Genomic DNA, 22,329 nt, shown 5'->3' on the forward strand with positions numbered 1-22,329 from the left:
GCCTTCGTCATGCCAAACCTCCGTTTGGCATAATGAGTCAGAATTCCTCTGATTTGGGAATCCCATCACGAGTCGGCGTCATTGCTCGTTGGTATGACTTGTAAAAGTACCGGTGGTAATGAAGAGGCCTTTATCGGCTCGCCCCTGCAAAGCCCCACGAAAATCCCTGATCTCCCGAGATCCGACGCTTCCCTGCCAACGCTTGCATTGAAAATATACCTGAAACGAAACCAAATTTACGCGCAGAACACCGACCCCGTCGATACCGCCATCACCGGATTTTCCACGAACTTCTACTTTTATGAAGCCGGCCTCACGCAAGAGTCGTTGCGACAATCGCTCAAAGGAGGCTGGATCCATTTGCATCAGGCATTCCAATAGGCTCTGTTTCCAGTCACGAACAATGGTGGGCTCTTCTGCGATTTCCACGGCGGTCATCACGAGAGCTTCTGGCGCCACGCCATCGTTCTTTTGTTGTAGCCGTCGAAGTCTTGATCTCTCGCGCTCTTCTTCGTTTACTTTATTGTAAATGGCGAGCGTTTGCGATTTCTCCGTTATCGCGAATCCTGTTTCGGTTAGGTTCCAAACGCCACGTGCAGAATTTGCTAACGCTCCGCCACGCTTCAAAATGTTCTAGCCCATGCCAGGTAATAGCTTAGCCTCTGATCGCGTCCATTGGGCATCAGATAGCTTTGCTCAGTTTCGGTTACGCCCTCACGCTCGGTGATATTGTCGTTCAATTCATCGATTGCTGCAGAGCCGCCCAAGGCACGTAGCGCTTCGATTGTTGCCAGCATCATTTGCGGCAAATCGGGCAGACCGCTCTGCCCGATATGAAACGTTCTGCTCATGTCGCCTCCTGCGGATGCAAAAAAGGGGCGCTGCAACGCCCCTTAGAATCTATGGCTAGACCAATCAGCTGCACCCGCTCGTCGCGCCACACGTGTCGCACTTCTCGCAAGTCCCATTCCGCACCATGGTGAAATTCTGGCACTCGGAGCACATGTTGCCCGTATACCCCTGCGCAATCGAGCGCATGCGGCGGTCAGCTTCGAGTTTTTTGGCTTCCGTCTTGGCCGCGGCGGCGTCGGCGGCGGCCTTGTCGGAGAAGAGGGCGGTGGCCTCCTGGGCGGACTCGTCCACCAGTTCCTCGGCGATCTCCTCGGCCAGTTCGGCGGCGCGCTCCTCGTAGTCGCGCTTGAAGGCGACGATTTCGGAGGTGGAGACGGCAGCGACCGGCTCCAGCTTGCGGGCGGTATTGCCGGCAAAGGCGGTGATGGTGGCGCCGCCGGAGGCCTTGGCGGGGGCGGCGGTTGCAGCGCCCTTCGGCTCGGCCAGCGACCGGTCAACATTGCCGCCCGACACCAGCGTCGGCTTGTGGCCGCGGGTCCAGCCGGTCGAGATCAGGTTGGTCTTGCCTTCCTGGATGCCCTTGCCGAGCGCCGTGTTGGAGAAATCAGACGTATCGACATGGGCGAGGTCGTGACGGCCGAGATAGGACACGGCGAGTTCGCGGAACACGTAGTCGAGGATCGAGGTGGCGTTCTTGATCGCGTCATTGCCCTGAACCATGCCGGCCGGCTCGAACTTGGTGAAGGTGAAGGCCTCCACATATTCTTCCAGCGGCACGCCATATTGCAGGCCAAGCGAGATGGCGATGGCGAAGTTGTTCATCATCGCCCGGAAGGCGGCACCTTCCTTGTGCATGTCGATGAAGATTTCGCCGAGGCGGCCATCGCCGAATTCGCCGGTGCGCAGATAGACCTTGTGGCCGCCGACGGTGGCCTTCTGGGTATAGCCCTGGCGGCGGTTCGGCAGCTTTTCCCGTTCGCGCACCACGCGCTCGACCACGCGCTCGATGATCTTTTCGGTGATCGTCACGGCCTTGGCGGCGACGGGGGCGGCAACCAGTTCCTCCAGCGCGTCCTCGTCGTCCTCGTCCTCGATCAGCGAGGCGTTAAGCGGCTGGGAGAGCTTCGAGCCATCGCGATAGAGCGCATTGGCCTTAAGCGCCAGCTTCCAGGACAGCATATAGGCGGCGCCGCAATCCTCGACGGTCGCCTCGTTCGGCATGTTGATCGTCTTGGAGATCGCACCCGAGATGAAGGGCTGGGCAGCCGCCATCATGCGGATGTGGGATTCAACCGAAAGGTAACGCTTGCCGATCTTGCCGCAAGGATTGGCGCAATCGAACACGGCCAGATGCTCGGCCTTGAGGAAGGGCGCGCCTTCCAGCGTCATCGCACCGCAGACATGGATGTTTGCAGCCTCGATCTCCTTCTTGGAGAAGCCGAGATGGTCGAGCAGGTTAAAGCTCATGTCGGAGAGCTGCTCGTCGGATACCTTGAGCGTGCCCTTGAGGAAGTCGGCGCCGAGCGTCCACTGGTTGAAGACGAACTTGATGTCGAAGGCGGCCTTCAGCGCGCCGTTCAACGCCTCGATCTTGTCTTCGGTGAAGCCCTTGGCGCGCAGCGAGCCGGGATTGATGCCGGGCGCCTGGTTCAGGTTGCCATGGCCGACAGCATAGGCGTCGATCTCGGCGATCTGCGATTCCGAATAGCCAAGGGTGCGCAGCGCTTCCGGCACGGCAGCGTTGATGATCTTGAAATAGCCGCCACCGGCGAGCTTCTTGAACTTCACCAGTGCGAAGTCGGGCTCGATGCCGGTCGTGTCGCAATCCATCACGAGGCCGATCGTGCCGGTGGGCGCGATGACCGAGACCTGGGCATTGCGATAGCCATGCTTTTCGCCAAGCTCCAGCGCCTTGTCCCAGGCGGCGGTCGCATGGGCGATCAGGTCGCGATCGGTGCAATCGGCATGGATCAGCGCTACCGGATCGACCGAGAGGCCTTCATAACCCGTGGTCTGCCCATGCGCGGCACGGCGATGGTTGCGGATGACGCGCAGCATGTTGTCGCGGTTCGGCTGATAGCCCGGGAAGGGGCCGAGTTCCGAGGCGATTTCGGCTGACGTCGCATAGGAAACGCCGGTCATGATCGCGGTCAGCGCGCCGCAGATCGCGCGGCCCTCGGCCGAATCATAGGGGATGCCGGAGGACATCAAGAGACCGCCGATATTGGCATAGCCGAGGCCGAGCGTGCGATATTCATAGGAGAGTTCGGCAATTTGGCGTGAGGGGAACTGCGCCATCATCACCGAGACTTCCAGCACCAGGGTCCACAGGCGCACGGCATGCTCGTAGTCGCCGATATTGATGCGCTTGGTCGCCTTGTCCTTGAACTGCAGCAGGTTCAGCGAGGCGAGGTTGCAGGCCGTGTCGTCCAGGAACATGTATTCCGAGCACGGGTTCGATGCACGGATCGGGCCGGCGGCCGGGCAGGTGTGCCAGTCGTTCATCGTGGTGTTGAAGTGCAGGCCGGGATCTGCCGATGCCCAGGCGGCATAGGAGATCTTTTCCCATAGCTCGCGGGCCTTCAGCGTCTTCATCACGCGGCCGTCGCGGCGGGCGGTCAGGTTCCAGTTGCCGTCATTTTCGACAGCGCGCAAAAAGTCGTCCTTCAGCGAAACGGAGTTGTTGGAGTTCTGGCCCGACACGGTGAGATAGGCTTCCGAATCCCAGTCGGTGTCGTAGGTCTTGAATTCCAGGTCCTTGTAGCCCTGCTGGGCGAACTGGATGACGCGCTTGATGTAGTTTTCCGGAACCTGGTCCTTCTTGGCGGCGCGGATCTCGCGCTTCAGGGCCGGGTTCTCGTTCGGGTCAAAGCAGGCATCATTGGCGGCCGTGCAGTTGACGCAGGCCTTCATGATCGCCTTGAGGTGCTTGGCAACGATCTTGGAGCCGGTGACGAGGGCAGCAACCTTCTGCTCTTCCTTCACCTTCCAGTCGATATAGGATTCGATATCGGGATGGTCGATGTCGACCACGACCATCTTGGCCGCACGGCGGGTGGTGCCGCCCGACTTGATGGCGCCGGCCGCGCGGTCGCCGATCTTCAGGAAGGACATCAGGCCGGAGGACTTGCCGCCGCCCGACAGCTTCTCGCCTTCGCCGCGCAGGTGGGAGAAGTTCGAGCCGGTGCCAGAGCCGTATTTGAACAGGCGCGCCTCGCGGACCCACAGGTCCATGATGCCGCCTTCGTTGACGAGATCGTCCTCGACCGACTGGATGAAGCAGGCATGCGGCTGCGGATGCTCATAGGCAGACTTGGACTTGGTCAGCTTGCCGGTGAAGGGGTCCATGTAGAAATGCCCCTGGCCGGGGCCGTCGATGCCATAGGCCCAGTGCAGGCCGGTGTTGAACCACTGCGGGCTGTTCGGAGCGACGCGCTGGGTGGCCAGCATGTAGGCAAGCTCATCCTTGAAGGCGGCCGCATCTTCCTCGGACGAGAAATACTTGCCCTTCCAGCCCCAATAGGTCCAGGTGCCGGCCAGACGGTCGAAAACCTGACGCGCATCGGTTTCCGAGCCATAGCGCTCGTTTTCAGGCAGTTCCTTCAAGGCCTTTTCGTCGGCAACGGAACGCCACAGGAAGGAGGGAACGTCGTTTTCTTCGACCTTCTTCAGGCGTGCGGGAACGCCGGCCTTGCGGAAATATTTCTGCGCTAGAATGTCGGCCGCGACCTGCGAGAACTGCGCGGGCACGTCGATATCGGCCAGACGGAAGACGATCGATCCGTCGGGGTTCTTGATTTCGCTCACCGCCTTGCGGAATTCGATCTCCGCATAGGCGGACTGGCCGGGCTTTGTAAAACGACGTTCGATGCGCATCTCAATCCTAGTCCTTGTTAAATCCGGCGCCGTTTTCGGGCGCGAATGTCCCCGCCCAGCCGCGCTCGTCAAAAAGACGCCGCCAGGTGCTCAAAATTGCTTCCTACAGGTGGTGATCCCGCGTTAGGTAGCGCTGTATCTTGTGCCGATGCTGGCTGCAAACACTAAATATAGTATTAACAGTTTATTGCGACCAGTCCCGGATCGATGTTTTTGGCTACGAAAAAAACCGCGCAAAAGGACCTCTCAGCCTTGCTCGTCATGAGCAGACGCCGGGATTCGACAAACGGTATTCTTGATAAGAGCCGGCCTCGTTAATTCCAGCTCAGTCGCCGCCGCAACATAGAATCCATTAACTTTGAAAGGGGCGATTCCGTCAAGAGGTGGTTTATGACGAAAATATTAATACCAGATATTGTGGTGTCCCGCTGTGGAAAACGGGGAAAGTGCGTAAGCCAGCAATATCAGCGCCTTGCCGCGGAAGCCTCAGCCGCGATGCTATTGAAGGGACAAAATCAGCCCCTTCTCCTGCCGTAGCGTCAAGGCTGGGGAGAACGTAGGAAGGGGCGTCTCATCAGGTGCCAAGATCGCGGGCTGTACCGAATCGGAGCGTGGTTTGTCGCGCAAGCGGCCTATCTCACACGGTGACGGTGAGCCTAGCTTGGTCACAATGCGTCTATGTTGACGCCGATGGTGATCGCCCCGATCGGCTTGCCGCCATCGTCGGAGATGGTCAGCGAGGCCTGCGATTGCAACGCCTGGGACGACTCGTCCTTTTCGATCACATCGATGAAGAGCGCATCCGGGCCGGCGTCGAAGGACTTCTGAAACTTGTCTTCGTCCCCCTGCCAAAAGTCCGAGGGCATGTCGGTGGCGCCGACGATCAGGCCCCTGTTGTCCATGACGAGTATTTCGGCAATGCGTCCGCCGGAACCGGACAGCTTTTGCCGGAGCATTTCCGACAATACGTTCTCGGCCACGATGTCGATCATTATGCTATGGCCGGTACCTTCGAAACCGGCGCGCCACTGGCGATCGAGTTCGTTGATATCCGCATCGCTCAAGGTGGCATGTCGGGCATTCTGTTGCTGGATGGCGCCGATCAGCAGCGGGTCGCGGATCCACGGACGAACGTCGGTTTCCACGAAAGCTCGGACGGCCGGCACATGGCCTTGTTCGGCGCCATTGGCCGTTGGACCCAACGCGATGACGACAGACAGGAAGGCGGCTGCCCAAGCGGTAAAACCTGTCAATTCTCTGTCCTCCGCTCAAAAACGCGCTGTTGATCGCATTCCCCATGCTGGATGCGGCGCGGCACCACAAGGGTAATATTCGGCGATTTCCCTTTAACAAAAAATAAAACAGATCGTGGTCGTCGCCTCCTAGAAAAAGAACGTGGTGAATTCAATCTATTCGCGAGATCCAGTTGCGATCGCTATTTATGGAAATGCCCGGTTGAGGCAAATTATATTAAAGGTTTAAAGTATTTTCGCCAGGAGATGATCGGATACACAGAAGTACGGCGCCCTGAGGCGCCGCAAGATCTTTTGTTTCCTTGGGGGTCGAGGCTTGGCGCGACGACTTAGAGGGCGTCGAGATTGATGCCGATGGTGATTGCCCCGATCGGCGTGCCAGTCTCGTCGGAAATCGTCAGCGATGCCTGGGACTGCAGCGCCTGGGTCGACTCGTCCTTTTCCACCTCGTCCACGAACAGCGCATCCTTGCCGGCGCCAAAGGACTTCTGGAACTTCGCCTCGTCGCCCTGCCAGTAGTCCGAGGTCACGTCGCTCTGCCCGACATTGAGGCCCTTATTGTCCATCACGAACAGTTCGGAAATGGTGCCGGAGGAGGCGGCCTGCTTTTCCTGCAGCAGCTTGGAGAGCGCGTTGTTCAGCACCTCATTGATCATCGGTCGATCCGATGCCTCGACTTCGGCGCGCCATTTCTTGTCAAGCGCATCGATATCGGTTGCCGCAAGGCCGGCGTTCTTGTCGTTCTGCGCCTTGATGGCGACGATGACGGTCGGGTCGGAGAGCCACGGGACGACATTTTCCTGAACATAGGCCGTAACGGGCGCGACATGCTCCTGGGCGTATACCGGGCTGGTGGTTGCGGCAAGGGCGCCAAGGGCGATGATGCTGGCTACTATCGATTTCATCGGAGTTCTCCTCGTGAACGGTGTTGTGCCGGGACCCTGGTCTCCTCCGGATCCCCTGGGAGGTCATGCGGGCTCAGGCAACGCGCCTGAAAGGCGTGGTAGGACGGGTTGCAATGCGGAAGCGTCCTGCCGCATCCTGCAGCAGCCGGCTCTGGCTCAGCAGGTCGTGGCATGCAGCCGAGGTCTCCTCGACCATGGCGGCGTTGCGCTGGGTGGTCTGGTCCATTTCGGTGATCGCGTGGTTGATCTCGCGCAGTCCCGAGGATTGCTCCTGGTAGGACGAAGCGATCGCGCCGATCGTATCGGCAATGCTGCCGATACGCTCCTCGATCTTCATGAGGGCCGCGCCGGTCTCGTTGACCAGGTTGACGCCGCCGGCCACTTCCGCGTTTGAAACGGCAACAAGCTGCTTGATTTCCTTCGCAGCCGTGGCTGACCGCTGGGCAAGCTCGCGGACTTCCTGTGCCACCACGGCAAAACCCTTGCCGGCATCGCCCGCCCTGGCGGCCTCGACACCGGCATTGAGCGCCAGGAGATTGGTCTGGAAGGCAATCTCGTCGATCACGGAAATAATCTGCCCAATCTGCGAGGACGAGTTCTGGATGCGATCCATGGCGCCGATGGCACGGTGTACGACCTCGGCGGATACGCGCGCTTCGGTCTTGGCTTCGCCCACCATGCGGCCCGCAAGTTCGGCGCTTCTGGATGAGGTCTGGATCGTTGTCGTGACTTCATTCAGGGCCGCTGCCGTCTCTTCGAGCGAGGCGGCCTGCTGTTCCGTCCGCTTCGCCAGTTGCTGGGCCTGGTCCGCCAGTTCGCCGGCGCCATCCTCGACCGCAATAGATGCGGATTTGATGGATGTGATCGCCTCGGAGACGCTGTCGACCATGGCGTTGAAATCGACTCGCAACTGCTCGAAATCGGGGCCGAGATCGTTCAGCCGGGTGCTCAGTTGTCCGTCCGACAGACGTGACAGGGCATCGCCAACGCGGTCGATGATGCGTCTTTGGGTATCGGCGGCTTCTTCGGAGAGGGCGGCATTGCGCGCACGTTCGGTCTCAAGGACCTGTTGCTGCTGCTCGGCGCGGCGGCGGGTCTCGTCTGTCTCGATCGCATCGAGCCGGAAGCGTTCGAGGGCGCGGGCCAGAAAGCCGATCTCATCACCCTTTTGCTGGAACACCACGGCAGTCTGCATGTCCCCCTCCTGAAGCGCGACAATGCGGGCACTCAACTGACCGAGAGGGCGGCCGACCAGTCGCCGCATGGCGATGAGCAGGGCCGCAACCGCCACGGTGATGACGGCGGACTGGATCACCAGCGCGATCAAGGCGTTGTTGCGGGCGCTGTTGAGCACCTGCTCCGCCGACCAACTTGTAAAGACGTAACCTTGAGCCTTGCCGTTCTTGTCCAGCGGCAGAGGGGTCATCATGGTGACCACGCCGGCATCAAGGGCAGAACGGTCGATTTTCTGCTCGGCCGGTGCCGCCTTGAGCATGGCGATCATCGCATCGTCGGCGGGCAGGGCCGGTACACCGTCACGTCGCCAGTTGTCGATGATCTTCAGGTCGGTATTGAAGGCGGCGAACTGCACGAGTTCCAAGGCCGGGTTGTCCCGGTAAACCTTGTAGGTTTCGGCCACCACATCCACCTTGCCCCACTTCACGCCGCCGGCAGCAAGACTTGCGAACTGCGCCGAATCCTTGCTCCAGCCCGCCTGGGCGAGCCTGAGCATGTTGTCTCGCTGGCTGGTCCAACTGTAGACGGAGAGGCCAATCACGCCGATCAGGTTGATACATACGATCAGCGCGGCCATTTTGACGGTGAGCGAAAGCGAATTAAGCATTCTGAACATGTCGCATACGACCTCCAAGCGCTGCGTCAGCAGGGCTTCGTCTTACCGGACATCTGCGCCACGCATCGCGTCGTCATGACCCGTTGGCCCAAGGCCGGTCGCAGTATGCCAAGATTTAGCGTGCGCATGTTAACATATTCGGAATATGTAATTTACATATGTTCAAATATGCGTCTTTTGCCGCATCCACAGGCATTTTTGAGTGCTTGGAGTGTGCCAATACGAAAACGCCCGCGCTGAGGGCGCGGGCGAGGACGGCATTATCCTTGATGATGCGGACAGATCAGCCTTTTGTGCCCTTGGCGATCGGCTCCTGATAGGTGAAGCCCATGTCCCAGGGGAAATAGATCCAGGTGTCCTGGGAGACTTCCGTCACGAAGGTATCGATTGTCGGCACGCCCTTGGGCTTGGCATAGACACAGGCGAAATGGGCCTTCGGCAGCATTTCGCGCACTTCCGCCGCGGTCTTGCCGGTATCGGTCAGGTCGTCGACCACCAACACGCCGGCGCCACCATCGGTCAGCAGGTCGGCAGAGATCCCTTTGAGAACGTTCATCTCGCCTTGGTTCACATAGTCATGATAGGACGCGATGCAGACGGTTTCGATCAGGCGGATGTTGAGTTCGCGGGAAATGATCGCCGCCGGCACCAGTCCGCCTCGGGTGATGCAGACGATGCCCCGGAATTCCTGCCCCATGCCGGCCAGCCGCCAGGCTAGCGCGCGGGCATCGCGGTGGAACTGGTCCCAGGAGACGGGGAAGGCTTTTTCAGGCAGCGACATTGAGCGGGCTCCGCGTTCGATCTGGCCGGTCGGCGCCGGCATGGGTCTGGACGGAGGGCTGTCGAAGAGACACCACGCTTTGAAAGCGGAGCTGTCGGGCCTGGGCATCCGCTCCAGGCAACGGCCAATCCGGGCTATCCGTCTTTGGCCGCTGCTATTAGCGGCAATCGCCGCGCATTGGCAAGAGGGAGCGAGCGCCGCCGCTCTTGAAGCGACGGCAAAGGGTCTGAAGCCGGCAATCAGCGCGACAGCAAGGTCAGCGCGGTCATGGAATCGAGCAGGGTGCGGGTGACACCGCCAAACAGCACCTCCCACCAGCGCTTGTGGCTATAGGCGCCCATCACGAGAAGATCGACGCTGCTGTCTGCCAGCCGGTTTTCGATCGCCGCGGCTGCCGGCAGGCCATCCGTGGTGTGCGAGACCATCGTCACCTTGACACCATGGCGGGCGAGCGTCGCGGCAATCTCGGCGCCAGCCATGTCAGCCGATTGCGTGGCGTTGTCGGCCGGGTCAACGCAGAAGATTTCGACCGTTTCAGCGGCCTTGAGGAAGGGCAGGGCGTCGAAGGTCGCGCGCGCCGCCTCCCGCGAGCCGTTCCAGGCGATCATGACCCGCTGGATCGGTTTGGGCGTCTTCAGGATATAGGGGACCAGCAGCACGGGCCGCCCGCTTTCGAACAGGAAGTTTTCGAGATCCGACCGGCTTTCCGACAGCACCGCGTTGTCGCCCTGGGCAGCAACTACCAGGTCGGCCGTGCGCGCACTGTCGATGATGGCGCTGCCGCTGAAGCCGGCCGACGACATGAAGCTGCGCCATTCGAACGATATGCCCTCGCGCTCGGCAAGGCCTCGGAAGATCTTCTCGACATCGACAGTCTCGGCATGGGCCATGTCCTGCAGGGCCTGGACAGTTGCCGGGTCGGGGATCTCCATCGGCGCCACCAGCGGCACGGCGGCCATCGCCTCGGCATGGAGGCCAATCACATGCGCATTGCAGGTCTTGGCAAGGGCAATTGCGAAATCGGTAATCTGTTGGGCCGTCTTGGGCGTGTCCAGGATGGCGAGTATCGTCTTGTAGGCCATTGTGGGTCTCCTCAGCGGTTAAAAAACCTTCCGCATATAAAGCAATGCGGCGCAAACCGGCGGTGTTCCTTGACTTCGGTCAAACCGTCAGGGTCTTTGCCGCCCTTGGAGACGTTTCACGCGGCTTTTATCGCGATCACGCCTCCGGAACGAGAGCCGCTGGCGGGCGCTCTGCAATCAGGCCCTGGATCATCGCCGCCACGGCTGCCGCGGCGGCCTCGAGATCGGCCATATTACGCGAGCGTATCACAAGTTCGGTGGAAAAGCGCTTTCCATCGAAATGCGGATAGGAGCCGATGCTGGTTTCCGGATGCTGTTTCTGCACGGCTGCCAGCAGCGTGCCGATATCGCCTTCCCCATAAGGGCAGGCGATGGCGCGCGACAGCATCTTCGAGCCCGACGGTAGGGTGGAGATGACATTGTCAAGCATGGCCTGGAAGACCTGCGGCACACCCGCCATCACATAGACATTGCCGATGTGAAAGCCGGGGGCTGTGGAGACAGGATTGTCGATGTGAACGCTGCCTTGCGGCATGCGCGCCATGCGCTGCCGTGCCTCGGTAAACTCCATGCCGCGCCGGTCATACATCGCGGCGAGTATCTCCATGGCCCTGACATCATGGATGCAGGGCACGCCGAATGCCTTGGAGACCGCATCGGCGGTGATGTCGTCATGGGTCGGTCCGATGCCGCCCGAGGTGAACACGTAGGTGTAGCGGGCGCGCAGGGCGTTCAATGCAGTGACGATGTCATCTTCTTCGTCAGCGACGATGCGAACCTCCTTGAGGTCGATGCCCGACAGCGTCAGGAGATCGGCGAGATGCCCGATGTTCTTGTCTTTCGTCCGGCCGGACAGGAGCTCGTCGCCGATGGCCAGCATCGCGGCGGTATAGATGGTCGGTTCGGTCATGAGGGGAAATCCATGGAAATTGCGTGAGCTATAACTAGCGCCTCGCCGTGCAAATGCAATCGCGCCAGACGGCCGCGAAGACCGCAAGCAAAAAACATCGAGTTCCATTGAACAGTGAGTTGCCACCAGCGGGTCTGGCACTCCACCGCGAACACGCTAAGTCTAACGGTGCGAGCGCAATAACTGCGCATCACCAGCTTTCCGGAGATTGAAATGGCTAAGATCCTCGTCCTGTACTATTCGGCCTATGGCCACATCGAAACCATGGCCTATGCCGTTGCCGAAGGCGCAAAGTCGGCCGGCGCTGAAGTCGTCGTAAAGCGCGTTCCGGAACTGGTTCCGGAAGACGTGGCAAAGGCGTCCTACTACAAGGTCGACCAGAAGGCCGAGATCGCCACTCCGGCCGAACTCGAAAACTACGACGCGATCATCGTCGGCGCCGGTACCCGTTACGGCACGGTTGCATCGCAGATGCGCAACTTCTGGGATCAGACCGGCGGTCTGTGGGCCCAGGGCAAGCTGGTCGGAAAGATCGGCTCCATGTTCACCTCGACGGCAACGCAGCATGGCGGCCAGGAATCCACCATCCTCGGCTTCATCCCGACCTTCCTGCACCACGGCATGGCCTATGTCGGCCTTCCCTATGCCTTCCAGGGCCAGATGGGTGTTGAACAGGTCAAGGGCGGTTCGCCCTACGGCGCATCCACCATCACCGACGGTGACGGCTCGCGTCAGCCGTCCGAGATCGAACTCGAAGGTGCCCGCTTCCAGGGCGCGCATGTCGCCAAGCTCGCTGCCAAGCTGACGGCCTGAGCCTAGACTTCGCCTGTGCGGGAGTTCGCTTCCGCACAGGTTTCCATCCTGTCGTTCTGGCTGGATATAGAATTATTAGGATATTTGGATAAAAGCTGCGCCTCAACAGGCCGGGATCAGTGCCGGGGCTCAAGGTGTGGCGTCATGGAAGAAAAACGATCTGTTCCCCGCATGCGGGCGCTCAAGACGGCGCGAATCATTCTGGCAGGCGGACATTCCACCTTCGACTGCATGGTGCGGAACCTGACCGGCAAGGGCGCCCGGCTCGTGATGGAATCCACAATCGGGGTGCCTGACACATTCAGTCTCAGGTTTGAGGACGGCACGACGCATGCGTGCTCCGTCCGCTGGCGCAAGGTTTCCGAACTCGGCGTGAGTTTTGACGGCTGAAATTCAGCCAGATCGACCGGCTGTATCCCCATCCGCGATCTTGTGCCCAGATCAATTTACACGCGATCCGGCCCTTCCAATTCTCGGCCCGCCAAGCTATTGACCGTGCTCGTTGCGGACGTGGCGAAACTGGTAGACGCAAGGGACTTAAAATCCCTCACCGAGAGGTATACGGGTTCGATCCCCGTCGTCCGCACCAGGCTTCTTAACGCTCCGAATCAGGCCTACAATTCCTACGACCCGCTGACCGTGAATGTCTGCTCGAACACGGCGGCCCGATTGCCCATCACGTCATTGACGGTGTAGCGCAGCACATAGTCTCCGGGCTTGGCGCCGGACACATCGAGCGTCAGATGGGTGTAGATTTCCTGGTTCTGCACATAGCCGGTGAAGGCGAAGGTGCCGAAACCCTTTTCTGCCGCAAGCGTCGCACCCTTGGCGTCGCGAAGCTCCAGGTCGACGGTGAAATTGGATTGCACCTTGCCCCCGTCGGCAGGTTTCCAAGTCAGCCCGATCAATTCGACATAGGTGATCAGCGGTTCGCCGGGTTTGAAGACGGCATTCGGCTTGGGGCTATAGGCACCATAGGCCGCCGGCTTTTCGCTGACGAACACCGCCTTGCCGATGGTGAATGGCAGTCCCGCCGCAAAGCTGGTGAAGGCGTCGCGCGCCGCTTCATAGGCCGCCTTGGTGTCGCCGCTCGCTGCCTTTTCTTCCGCAAGCTTGGCGCCATCAGCCAGCGGACCTGCATGGGCAGCCAACGGACATGCAACCAGCAGCCCGAGCAAACCGAGCAACGGGATACCTGCCATATGTCCACGCGTCACGGCATTCCGCTGCAGTTCCATCTCGGCCTCCTCATTGAGAATCGGCTTGTAGAATTTCAGGGAATGCAGGCGGGCGTCAAGCGTAGCGACGGGCTTCTGCTCAAGCCTTCCAGAACAGCGGCATCAGCAGGACCAGTACCGACAGGACCTCCAGACGCCCAAGCAGCATCATCAGCGACAGTAGATAGAGTTCCGGGTCATTCATCATCGAGAAATTGCCGACCGGACCGATCAGGCTACCGATACCGGGACCGACATTCGACAGCGCCGTGATCACCGACGATGTCGAGGTCTCGAAGTCATAGCCCAGCCCGGCCATGGCGATGCTGCCGATGACCCAGAGGAACACATAGGCCGAGAAGAACAGGAAAACCGTGCTCTGCGTTTCCGCATCCACGACCTGGCGCCCGTAGCGCACCGAATACATGGCGTTGGGATAGATCAGCTTCTTCAGGCCCGTGGTGATGATGTTCGCCAGGATGATGAACCTGTAGGCCTTGATGCCGCCGGCCGTCGAGCCGGAACAGCCGCCCATGAAGGTTGCGAAGAAGGCGGCGGCAACGGCAAGCGGCCCCCACAGCGTGTAGTCCTGGCTGGCAAAGCCTGTGGTCGACAGGATTGAGGAGAAGTTGAAGAAGGCGTGGGTGAGGGCAGGCCCCAGATCGACCCCGTTGCGCAGGTGATTATAGATGGCGGCAGCGAGGGCAAACGCGCAGAGATACATAACGAACACGGCGATCTGTGGATCGCGCAGCGCATCCAGTCTGCCGCGGACGATGAACACGATCAGGATCGAGAATGGCAGGCTGCAGATCGTCATGAAAAAGGTCGAGATCCACAGGATCGTATCGCTGCGAAAATAGGCGAAGGATGCGTCATGGGTCGAAAAACCGGCCGTTGCAATGGTCGACATCGCATGGTTGATGGCGTCGAAATTGCTCATACCTGCCGCCCCATAGGCGATCGCGCAGGCAAGCGTGATCCCGACATAGACGGCCATGAAGGCGCGGGTGAAACTGGCCAGCCGCGCAAAAGGCTTGTCGTTGGTGTCGGATGATTCCATCTTGAAGAACGACATGCCGCCGACCCTGAGGAAGGGCAGCACGAACAGGCCGAGCGCCACGATGCCGATGCCGCCCAACCATGCCAGCAGCGACCGCCACATCAGGAGGCCTGGCGCCATATGATCGAGCCCCACGAGGATGGTCGAACCGGTCGTCGTGATCCCCGATATGCATTCAAACAGCGCCTGGGCGAAGGTGATGTTCGGCACCGCCATCATGAAGGGCACGGCCCCCACAAGCGAAAACGTCGCCCAGAGGAAATTGACCAGGAGAAAGCCGAGGCGCTTGGAAAAGACCGGCGGAGCCGCCCGCGTGGCGATCGCCGTCAGCAGCGACAGTCCGCCCACCAGGAAGCCGGAAAAGGCGAAGATGCGCCAGTCCTCGTGCCCGAAATAGAGATCGACAAGCGCGGGTATCATCATCGCCGTCGACAGGTAGAGGCCGCACAGCGCCGCGATATAGATGGCAAAACGGAAATGGCTGGCGTTCAAGGAGAATGCGTCCCGTATCTCGTGGCCGCGGAAAAGGACTTTGTCTCCGCCTGTGGCTATGCCATAGCGGGAGGCGTCAAAAATTTCAATGGACGGAGCCCGTGAAGCAACAGGATGTATTGGCCGCCAACGAGGCGATGCGCACGCTGTTTCCCGAAACGCCGCTGCAGCTCAACGATCTCCTGAGCGCCCGATACGGCGCGCGAATCTATCTCAAGCGCGAGGACCTCTCGCCGGTCCGCTCCTACAAGATCCGCGGCGCCTTCAACTTCTTCCGCAAGGTGATTGCGTCAGGTGGCACCGACAAGACCTTCGTCTGCGCCTCCGCCGGCAATCACGCCCAGGGTTTTGCCTATGTCTGCCGGCATTTCGGGGTTCCGGGCGTGGTCTTCATGCCGGTGACGACGCCGCAGCAGAAGATCGACAAAACCCGCATGTTCGGCGGCGCCTTCATCACCATCCGGTTGGTCGGAGACATCTTCGACCAGTGCTACCAGGCAGCCCGCGAGCATGTCGATGAGATTGGCGGCTACATGGTGCCGCCTTTCGATCATGCCGATATCATTGAGGGGCAGGCGACGGTGGCAGCCGAAATCCTGTCGCAACTGCCGGAGGGCGAGCGGATCGACCTGGTCGTCCTGCCGGTCGGCGGTGGCGGCCTGTCGGCCGGCATGACCGGCTTCCTCGCCGAGAGCCAACCAGGCATTGAATTCCTGTTTGCCGAACCGGCCGGTGCCCCGAGCTTGAAGAAGAGCCTGGAGGCCGGTACCGTCGTGACACTGCCCAAGGTCGATAACTTCGTCGACGGCGCGGCGGTGGCCCGGATCGGCGATCTGAACTTCGCAGCACTTCGCCATTTTTCGCCGGACCAAGTGATGGTGCTGCCGGAAAACGCCATCTGCGTGACGATCTCCGAAATGCTGAATGTCGAGGGTTTCGTGCTGGAACCCGCGGGCGCACTGTCGCTGGCCGCACTGGAGAAGCTGGGCCGCGCGGGTCTTGAAGGAAAGACCGTGGTGGCGGTGGTCTCGGGCGGCAATTTCGACTTCGAGCGCCTGCCTGATGTCAAGGAGCGCGCCATGCGCTATTCCGGCTTGAAGAAATACTTCATCCTGAGACTGCCGCAACGGCCGGGCGCACTTCGGGATTTCCTGAACCTGCTGGGCCCCGACGATGACATCGCGCGGTTCGAATATCTCAAGAAATCCGCCCGCAATTTCGGTTCGATCCTGATCGGCATCGAAACCAAGCAGCGTGGCAATTTCGAAACGCTGATCCAGAGCTTCGAGGCAACCGGCCTCGGCTATGAGGACATCACCGACAACGAGATCATCGCCAACCTGATCATTTGACGGCCAGGACCTGTCGCAGCCACGTGCTGATCCGCTCCACCAAAGGCCCCGTGGTATGGGGCGACAGGGCATCTCCGGCGATGATGTGATAATCTTCGTCGCCCACGGGACCGGGATCGATCACCGCATGCGGCGCGCGCCAGCGGGCGACGATGCGGTTCGTTGCCGCGGGATCGACGACCTTGTCGAGAGGCGAGCGAATGAAAAGCGCCGGGATGGCGAAGTCCTCGACCTTCACCCGGCCCGCCCGCTTGACCAGTTCTGCCATCGGCAGCAGCGCCTTGAACGGATAGACGGCCGTCCACAGCAGGCCATGGGCCTCGTTGCGGGGCGTAAATCTGCGATACTTGCCCATTATATGCGGCAGCAGGTTGCGGATGCCGGGCACGGTCAGAAGGAAGGCGCCAGCGCTCCGCACACGAAAATTCGGCGAGAGATAGACGAGTGCGGCGACCTTTTCGGACTTGCCTGGCCTGGACAGCGCGACAGTGGCCAGCGTCGCCCCCGTGGAGGTGGCCAGGATGACGATTCGCTCGCCCAGCCGTGCCGCCACGTCGAGCGCCTCGTCGAAATCCGCAAGCCAGTCATCGATCGTCGCCTCCGCCATGGCCTCGCCGCTGCGGCCGTGGCCGGTAAGCCGCATGAAGAAGAGATTGGCACCGAGCGCCTTGGCCACCAGATCGGGCAGGGGCCTGACTTCCCCCGAAGAGGCCGAAAAGCCGTGGACGTTTATGAGCACGAACGGTGTCCGCTGACGGCGGGCACTATCGTGCCAGATCACCTGTTTGACCGCGTGGGCGCGCAAATCCGGGAAACGGGCCTCGCCACGGGCGAGGTAAGCCTCGATGTCGTCGATCACGCCGGACCCTGAACCTTATGCCATCATTTTGAGGATACAGAACAGCAAAAAGGGCCGCACCGCAATGGGCAGCGGTTGGCACCGACAGGGACGCAGACAGCTTACGGCGCGCAGATGCCTGATGGCTGGCGGCCTTGGCAATAGCCGGAGGCGCGGGCGAATTCGGCGGCGCGTTCGATGCGGTTGGTCCAGATCAGGCCAGGGAAGCTTTGTGGGATGTTGGCCCAGGTCTCGACTTCGTCAAGACCTGCGGTGCCAGGGTCACCCGCAGTGAACGGACCGACAAGGATCACCTCTGATCCGGCCGAGGCCATGCGCTCGACGAAACGATGTGGCCAGCCCCACAGCAGGAAGGCGAAGTTCTGCGGCACCGGCACCAGACGCCCGGCGCAACTGTCCGGAACATGGCCGCTCCAGCCAAGGGCGAGGTATGTCAGGAGGCAGGACGTTACCGATGACCGCGAATAGCCGAGCATGCCGTCGACCGAGGCGATCACCGTTTCCGTCGGCTCGGTTCCGCCATAGACGCCGTAGACGGCCGCACGCTTTCTCGGATCTGCTAGCAACTGCCGGGCAAGCTCGGTGCCTTCCTCCGTCCGCCGGCTCTTGAAGTTGATCAGGAACTTACGATCGGGAAAGCGGGCAAACACCTCGTCCAGCGTCGGCATCATACCAACGCCTTTGCCACTGAAGGGGAATGTCTTGCCGTCATCGGCGGTATATCCGTAGCCGATGTCGAGCGTGCGCAACACGCTCATCGGCGTCTTCTCGGTGACGCCCTCGCCGTCTGTCCGGCAGTCGAGCGTCCAGTCATGGAAGACGGCGAATTGTCCATCAGGTGTCAGGTGCACGTCGAGTTCGACCACGTCGGCGCCTGCGGCAAAGGCGGCCTCCATCGACGGTAGTGTATTCTCCAGGAATGCATGCTCCGGCGGATGGATGCGCTCGGCGGTGCAGGTGTCATTGTCGAGATCGGCGCGGTCAAAGGTTTGATGCTGCCCGCGATGGGCAATGACGCGCGCGGCGCCTCCATCCGGAAATGATCGGAACAGGCTGGTGTTCATTGCCCAGACGGCGGCGATGACGAGAGCCAGTCCGAAGAAAAATCGCTGCATTGCAAAATGATTCCCGATTTAAATTCATGGGAAGCTTCGCCGGATTTATGGCGATTCAGAGGAGGCAGGCTTCTCCTGTATGGCCGATTGTGGTAGTCACGACCCATGGCTTCTTTCATCTCAAAAATCCTCGGTGCCTTTTCCGGCGCCTCCTCCGACAAGCCGGCCTCCGGGCCGAGCGCGCCCGCCCAGGCCCATGGTGACTGCACCATCCATGCGACGCCCATCCGCGAAGGCAACCAGTTTCGCCTTGCCGGTCGCATCGAGAAAACCGTGAACGGCGAAACGCTGACGCGCAACTTCATCCGCGCCGACATATTTCCCGGATCAGACGATGCGCTGGAGGCGACCTTCCGCAAGGCGCGGCAGATCATCGACCAGACCGGCCCATCGCTGTTTTCCGATGGCGAAAAAACCCGTCAGGTTTGATGGGAACGCAGAGCCGGACCTTGTGACATCAGCCAAGGTATCGCTTCTAAGGCGTTGCTAACATTAATAAACACGTCCCGGAACATACGCAATTTTAAATGATTGCGGCTTCTATGTTGCCAGAATGTAGTCTGGGGCATGGTGGTGGCCGGTAGCAAGTTATCCAGTATTCGAGTTGCGGGGTGCCATCGTGTCATGGCGGTGTCGCTTGTGCTGCTGGCATCCGCGCAGTCTGCGACCGCCTCGACCACTACGGATGCCACCACGCTCAATGCGAACCTGACCTGGATGCTGCTGGCCGGCGCGCTCGTCATGATGATGCAGGTGGGCTTCCTGCTGCTCGAGGCGGGCATGGTCCGCTCGAAGAACTCCATCAACGTCGCCCAGAAGAACATGCTGGACTTCGTGTTCGGGGTGGTGGCCTTTGCGGCTGTCGGCTTCATGTTTGCTTTCGGCCGGTCGGACAATCTTCCTGTCGGTACGGAAGAGGACTTCTTCTTTCTGCGCAATCTCGATGACTGGCAGGCAGGATTCTTCGTTTTTCAGGTGATGTTTTGCGGCACTGCAGCAACAATCGTGTCCGGTGCCGTCGCCGAACGCATGAAGCTGTCGGCCTATGTGCTGGGCTCGCTCGTCCTGTCCGGGTTCATCTATCCGGTCTTCGTCCACTGGGCCTGGGGCTCGGCGCTGTTTGCCAATGACACGGCCTTCCTGTCGTCCCTCGGGTTTGTCGACTTCGCCGGCTCCACAGTGGTTCACGCCACGGGTGGCTGGATCTCGCTTGCCGCCTGCATGGTGATCGGCCCGCGGCTCGGCCGTTTCGGGCCGGATGGACGCCCTGTGCGGATCGCCGGCCATAGTCCCGTCCTCTCCACCACGGGCGCCTTGCTGCTGTTCATCGGCTGGATCGGCTTCAATGGCGGCTCCACCATGCAGGCTAATCCCGACATCGCCCCGATCATTCTCAACACCGTTCTTGCCGGCGGAGTGGCCACCTGCGTCGGATATGTCATCGGCTTTTTCCAGGATGGCGTTGTCCTGCCGGAAAAATCGCTGACGGGCATGCTGGGTGGCCTCGTGGCCGTGACTGCCGGTTGCCACATCCTCGATCCCGGTGGTGCGCTGCTGATCGGCGCGATCGGCGCGGCGGTGGCCATCTACGGCAATGATGTCGTGCTGCATCGTCTGAGGATTGATGATGCGGTCGGCGCCATTGGTGTTCATGCCTTTGCCGGCGTGGTCGGAACGCTCGGCCTCGCCCTGCTGGCACCCGTGGAACTGTTGCCGGCCGGCGGACGAATGGCGCAACTGCATGTGCAGGCTTTCGGCGCGGCGCTGAATTTCTACTGGGCCTTTGGCCTTGGCTATGCCTTCTTCTGGCTGATGGAGCGCACGCTCAAGGTCCGGGTTTCCGTCGAAGACGAGGAAATCGGCCTCAACATTGCCGAGCACGGCACGCGCCTCGGCGTCGGCCATGTTGAGGACGCCCTGTCGAACCTTGTCAACGGCAAGGCAGATCTCAATCACCGGCTGCCGGTCGATAGCGGCGATGATGCGGAGAAGCTGAGCCTTTTGTTCAACCGGCTGATGGACAATGTGGCGGCGGAAGAGCGGGCACGGCAGGAGTTGATGAACCTCAAACGCGATCATGAGGAGATCGAGCGCGTTGCGGCTCTGGCGAGCGCCACGTTCGAGGCCATGGTGATGCACCAGCAAGGCACGATCGTCGATGGCAATAGCCGCCTTGCCGATCTGATGGGACTACCGATCGAGGAATTGGTGGGCCGGTCGCTGTCAGAGTTCCTGCCACAGACGGAGGATTGGGCAGCACTTCGGGACGCCTTCATGTCCGACCGCGAGTTCAACAAGGAAATCCTGCTGCAAAGGCCGGATGGCACGCAGATCCCGGTTGCGGCGCGGGGGCGCGACATCGTCTATCGCGGCGAGAAGATCCGCGTCGGCTGCCTCGTCGACTTGAGCGAGCGGAAGAAGGCCGAGCAGCACATCCGTCATCTCGCCTATCACGACGCGCTGACGGGCCTGCCGAATCGCACGCTGTTTACGGAAAAGCTTGCTGACGCCGTGACCCGCGCCCTGTCCGGTTGGGGCTGCGCCGTCGTCATGGTCGACCTCGATCATTTCAAGGATATCAATGACATCCACGGACATCCTGCGGGAGATGCCGTGATCCGCGAGGCGGGTCGCCGCCTGACGTCGGTCATCGGCAAGGACGATATCGCAGCGCGGCTTGGCGGCGACGAGTTTGCCGTCATCCTGGCCAATGCGTCCTTCGAGGCGCAGTTGGAGGATCTCGGGCGACGCCTGGTGACTGCCTTTCGCGCGCCCTTCGACATCGGGAATGGCGAGAAGGTGCGGTGTGGCATCTCGATCGGCGCGGCGCTGTGCCCCGAGCATGGCAGCAGCAGCGACGAACTGATCGGCAAGGCCGACCTTGCGCTCTACCATGCCAAGGATTCCGGCCGGAACACCTGGTGTGTCTTCCAGCCGGGCATGAGCGAACTGATCGAAAAGCGGCGTGCGCTTGAAGCCGATCTCGACCTTGCGCTGAAGCGCCGCGAGTTCGAGCTTTACCTTCAGCCCCGCATCAACGTGGCCAAGGCCGAGATCAGCGCCTATGAAGCCCTGATCCGGTGGCGCCACCCGCAACGCGGCATGATCAGCCCGGCGGATTTTGTCCCCGTTGCCGAGGTGTCCGGCAAGATCGTGGCTTTGGGGGAGTGGGTCATCGAGGAAGCCTGCGCCATGCTGCGCCGCGATTTGCCCCAGGGGCGGCTTTCGATCAATGTCAGCCCCATCCAGTTCCGCCATGCCGATTTTATGGTGCACCTGCGCGAGACGGTTCAGGATGCCGGCATCGAGCCGCATCGGCTGGAGCTAGAAATCACCGAGAGCGTGCTGATCGACGATGACAAGCGGGCGGTCAATATTCTCCGGGAGTTGAAGGAGGCTGGTTTTGACATCGCGCTGGATGACTTCGGTACCGGCTATTCGTCGCTGAGCTATCTCAACCGTTATCCCTTCGACACGATCAAGATCGACCGCAGTTTCGTCAACAATCTCGGGGTCGAGAACAATGCCGCGGCCATCGTCAGAACCATCATCGACCTCGGTGCCGGGCTTGGCATGAAGGTGGTCGCGGAAGGCGTCGAGACCATCGAGCAGGCCCTGCTGCTGCAGCAACTCGGCTGTGACGAGCTGCAGGGCTATCTGCTTGGCCGTCCGTTGCCGCTGCAACAGATTAGCCGCGAGGTGCCGAAGGCGATTGCGCTGCAGTTGCGCGGCATGGCGGCGAGGGTCGGCTATGATGCTGAAAGTGACGGCCCGGACGTAGGTGAAGCCCCGGTGGCGGGGGGAGAGAGCCGAACGCCGATCTCGCTGGCGGGCGAGTGACGACCGAGTGATGGCTTGGAAAGCCAGGCCATCGCCACCAACACCACCATGTTCGACTGACAACGAG

18 protein-coding genes and 1 tRNA gene are annotated in these 22,329 nt (G+C 60.8%); 6 read left to right on the forward strand and 13 right to left on the reverse strand.

Going from position 1 to position 22,329, the window contains the following annotated elements; translation table 11 throughout:
• Positions 1-78 precede the first annotated feature (78 nt).
• The 9 genes from B9A97_RS30100 to B9A97_RS06225 all read right to left on the reverse strand — a co-directional run bounded on the left by B9A97_RS30100 (position 79) and on the right by B9A97_RS06225 (position 11,511).
• Complete coding sequence (locus tag B9A97_RS30100; protein WP_244564144.1) at positions 79-438, reverse strand: restriction endonuclease; 360 nt, start codon at positions 436-438, stop codon at positions 79-81.
• A gap of 185 nt (positions 439-623) precedes the next feature.
• Positions 624-851, reverse strand: a complete 228-nt coding sequence (locus B9A97_RS30105) for a winged helix-turn-helix domain-containing protein (RefSeq protein ID WP_244564145.1) — start codon at positions 849-851, stop codon at positions 624-626.
• A gap of 64 nt (positions 852-915) precedes the next feature.
• Complete coding sequence (locus B9A97_RS06195) at positions 916-4,728, reverse strand: vitamin B12-dependent ribonucleotide reductase (RefSeq protein ID WP_084364177.1); 3,813 nt, start codon at positions 4,726-4,728, stop codon at positions 916-918.
• Positions 4,729-5,393: 665 nt separating this feature from the next.
• A complete protein-coding gene (locus B9A97_RS06200; RefSeq protein ID WP_084364178.1) occupies positions 5,394-5,981 on the reverse strand; it encodes a hypothetical protein in 588 nt (195 codons plus the stop codon).
• Positions 5,982-6,310: 329 nt separating this feature from the next.
• Positions 6,311-6,886 carry a hypothetical protein gene (locus tag B9A97_RS06205; protein ID WP_084364179.1) on the reverse strand — a complete coding sequence of 192 codons (576 nt, stop codon included), beginning with the start codon at positions 6,884-6,886 and terminating at the stop codon, positions 6,311-6,313.
• 73 nt (positions 6,887-6,959) lie between these two features.
• Entirely contained in the window at positions 6,960-8,738 is a 1,779-nt protein-coding gene (locus tag B9A97_RS06210) for a methyl-accepting chemotaxis protein (RefSeq protein ID WP_084364180.1), read from the reverse strand.
• A 283-nt stretch (positions 8,739-9,021) separates the two neighbouring features.
• Positions 9,022-9,519, reverse strand: coding sequence for a xanthine phosphoribosyltransferase (gpt, locus tag B9A97_RS06215; protein WP_084364443.1), 498 nt, complete (start codon positions 9,517-9,519; stop codon positions 9,022-9,024).
• A 239-nt stretch (positions 9,520-9,758) separates the two neighbouring features.
• Positions 9,759-10,601 carry a universal stress protein gene (locus tag B9A97_RS06220; protein ID WP_084364181.1) on the reverse strand — a complete coding sequence of 281 codons (843 nt, stop codon included), beginning with the start codon at positions 10,599-10,601 and terminating at the stop codon, positions 9,759-9,761.
• Between the two features lie 136 nt (positions 10,602-10,737).
• Entirely contained in the window at positions 10,738-11,511 is a 774-nt protein-coding gene (locus B9A97_RS06225) for a competence/damage-inducible protein A (RefSeq protein WP_084364182.1), read from the reverse strand.
• Between the two features lie 213 nt (positions 11,512-11,724).
• Here B9A97_RS06225 and wrbA point away from each other — a divergent pair, with 213 nt between their 5' ends.
• The 3 genes from wrbA (at position 11,725) to B9A97_RS06240 (ending at position 12,913) form a co-directional block, all read left to right on the forward strand.
• The gene (gene wrbA / locus B9A97_RS06230) at positions 11,725-12,324 is read left to right on the forward strand and encodes an NAD(P)H:quinone oxidoreductase type IV (protein ID WP_084364183.1); all 600 of its coding nucleotides are present in this window, start codon (positions 11,725-11,727) and stop codon (positions 12,322-12,324) included.
• Between the two features lie 144 nt (positions 12,325-12,468).
• Entirely contained in the window at positions 12,469-12,714 is a 246-nt protein-coding gene (locus tag B9A97_RS06235; protein WP_084364184.1) for a PilZ domain-containing protein, read from the forward strand.
• Between the two features lie 114 nt (positions 12,715-12,828).
• Positions 12,829-12,913: transfer RNA gene (locus B9A97_RS06240), tRNA-Leu, on the forward strand.
• 34 nt (positions 12,914-12,947) lie between these two features.
• On the opposite strand, the gene B9A97_RS06245 is transcribed toward B9A97_RS06240, so the two are convergent.
• Together B9A97_RS06245 and B9A97_RS06250 are read right to left on the reverse strand one after the other, a co-directional pair.
• Complete coding sequence (locus B9A97_RS06245) at positions 12,948-13,562, reverse strand: hypothetical protein (RefSeq protein WP_244564146.1); 615 nt, start codon at positions 13,560-13,562, stop codon at positions 12,948-12,950.
• A 79-nt stretch (positions 13,563-13,641) separates the two neighbouring features.
• Positions 13,642-15,096: a TrkH family potassium uptake protein gene (locus tag B9A97_RS06250; RefSeq protein WP_084364185.1), complete on the reverse strand. Its 1,455-nt coding sequence runs from the start codon at positions 15,094-15,096 to the stop codon at positions 13,642-13,644.
• Between the two features lie 101 nt (positions 15,097-15,197).
• Between B9A97_RS06250 and ilvA the strand changes: the two genes are divergently transcribed.
• Positions 15,198-16,448 carry a threonine ammonia-lyase gene (ilvA, locus tag B9A97_RS06255; protein ID WP_084364186.1) on the forward strand — a complete coding sequence of 417 codons (1,251 nt, stop codon included), beginning with the start codon at positions 15,198-15,200 and terminating at the stop codon, positions 16,446-16,448.
• Here ilvA and B9A97_RS06260 read toward each other — a convergent pair.
• Together B9A97_RS06260 and B9A97_RS06265 are read right to left on the reverse strand one after the other, a co-directional pair.
• Positions 16,441-17,307 (reverse strand): alpha/beta hydrolase, encoded by an 867-nt coding sequence (locus B9A97_RS06260; protein ID WP_084364187.1) that lies wholly within the window; start codon positions 17,305-17,307, stop codon positions 16,441-16,443. The genes ilvA and B9A97_RS06260 overlap by 8 nt on opposite strands.
• A 101-nt stretch (positions 17,308-17,408) precedes the next feature.
• The gene (locus tag B9A97_RS06265) at positions 17,409-18,422 is read right to left on the reverse strand and encodes a glycerophosphodiester phosphodiesterase family protein (RefSeq protein ID WP_084364188.1); all 1,014 of its coding nucleotides are present in this window, start codon (positions 18,420-18,422) and stop codon (positions 17,409-17,411) included.
• 105 nt (positions 18,423-18,527) lie between these two features.
• Here B9A97_RS06265 and B9A97_RS06270 point away from each other — a divergent pair, with 105 nt between their 5' ends.
• Entirely contained in the window at positions 18,528-18,851 is a 324-nt protein-coding gene (locus B9A97_RS06270) for an HlyU family transcriptional regulator (protein WP_084364189.1), read from the forward strand.
• 195 nt (positions 18,852-19,046) lie between these two features.
• Entirely contained in the window at positions 19,047-22,262 is a 3,216-nt protein-coding gene (gene amt / locus B9A97_RS06275) for an ammonium transporter (RefSeq protein WP_084364190.1), read from the forward strand.
• Positions 22,263-22,329 lie beyond the last annotated feature (67 nt).

Source organism: Rhizobium sp. RU36D (genome assembly GCF_900176345.1).
GTDB lineage: Bacteria > Pseudomonadota > Alphaproteobacteria > Rhizobiales > Rhizobiaceae > Allorhizobium.

Excerpts from the sequence above, each read along its gene's own strand:
- amt (WP_084364190.1), top strand. The coding sequence starts at position 19,047 with ATGGCGGTGTCGCTTGTGCTGCTGGCATCCGCGCAGTCTGCGACCGCC.
- B9A97_RS06265 (WP_084364188.1), bottom strand. The coding sequence starts at position 18,422 with ATGCAGCGATTTTTCTTCGGACTGGCTCTCGTCATCGCCGCCGTCTGG.
- B9A97_RS30100 (WP_244564144.1), bottom strand. The coding sequence starts at position 438 with ATGACCGCCGTGGAAATCGCAGAAGAGCCCACCATTGTTCGTGACTGG.
- B9A97_RS06225 (WP_084364182.1), bottom strand. The coding sequence starts at position 11,511 with ATGACCGAACCGACCATCTATACCGCCGCGATGCTGGCCATCGGCGAC.
- B9A97_RS06235 (WP_084364184.1), top strand. The coding sequence starts at position 12,469 with ATGGAAGAAAAACGATCTGTTCCCCGCATGCGGGCGCTCAAGACGGCG.
- B9A97_RS30105 (WP_244564145.1), bottom strand. The coding sequence starts at position 851 with ATGAGCAGAACGTTTCATATCGGGCAGAGCGGTCTGCCCGATTTGCCG.
- B9A97_RS06195 (WP_084364177.1), bottom strand. The coding sequence starts at position 4,728 with ATGCGCATCGAACGTCGTTTTACAAAGCCCGGCCAGTCCGCCTATGCG.
- gpt (WP_084364443.1), bottom strand. The coding sequence starts at position 9,519 with ATGTCGCTGCCTGAAAAAGCCTTCCCCGTCTCCTGGGACCAGTTCCAC.
- B9A97_RS06205 (WP_084364179.1), bottom strand. The coding sequence starts at position 6,886 with ATGAAATCGATAGTAGCCAGCATCATCGCCCTTGGCGCCCTTGCCGCA.
- B9A97_RS06270 (WP_084364189.1), top strand. The coding sequence starts at position 18,528 with ATGGCTTCTTTCATCTCAAAAATCCTCGGTGCCTTTTCCGGCGCCTCC.
- B9A97_RS06245 (WP_244564146.1), bottom strand. The coding sequence starts at position 13,562 with ATGGAACTGCAGCGGAATGCCGTGACGCGTGGACATATGGCAGGTATC.
- B9A97_RS06210 (WP_084364180.1), bottom strand. The coding sequence starts at position 8,738 with ATGTTCAGAATGCTTAATTCGCTTTCGCTCACCGTCAAAATGGCCGCG.
- wrbA (WP_084364183.1), top strand. The coding sequence starts at position 11,725 with ATGGCTAAGATCCTCGTCCTGTACTATTCGGCCTATGGCCACATCGAA.
- B9A97_RS06220 (WP_084364181.1), bottom strand. The coding sequence starts at position 10,601 with ATGGCCTACAAGACGATACTCGCCATCCTGGACACGCCCAAGACGGCC.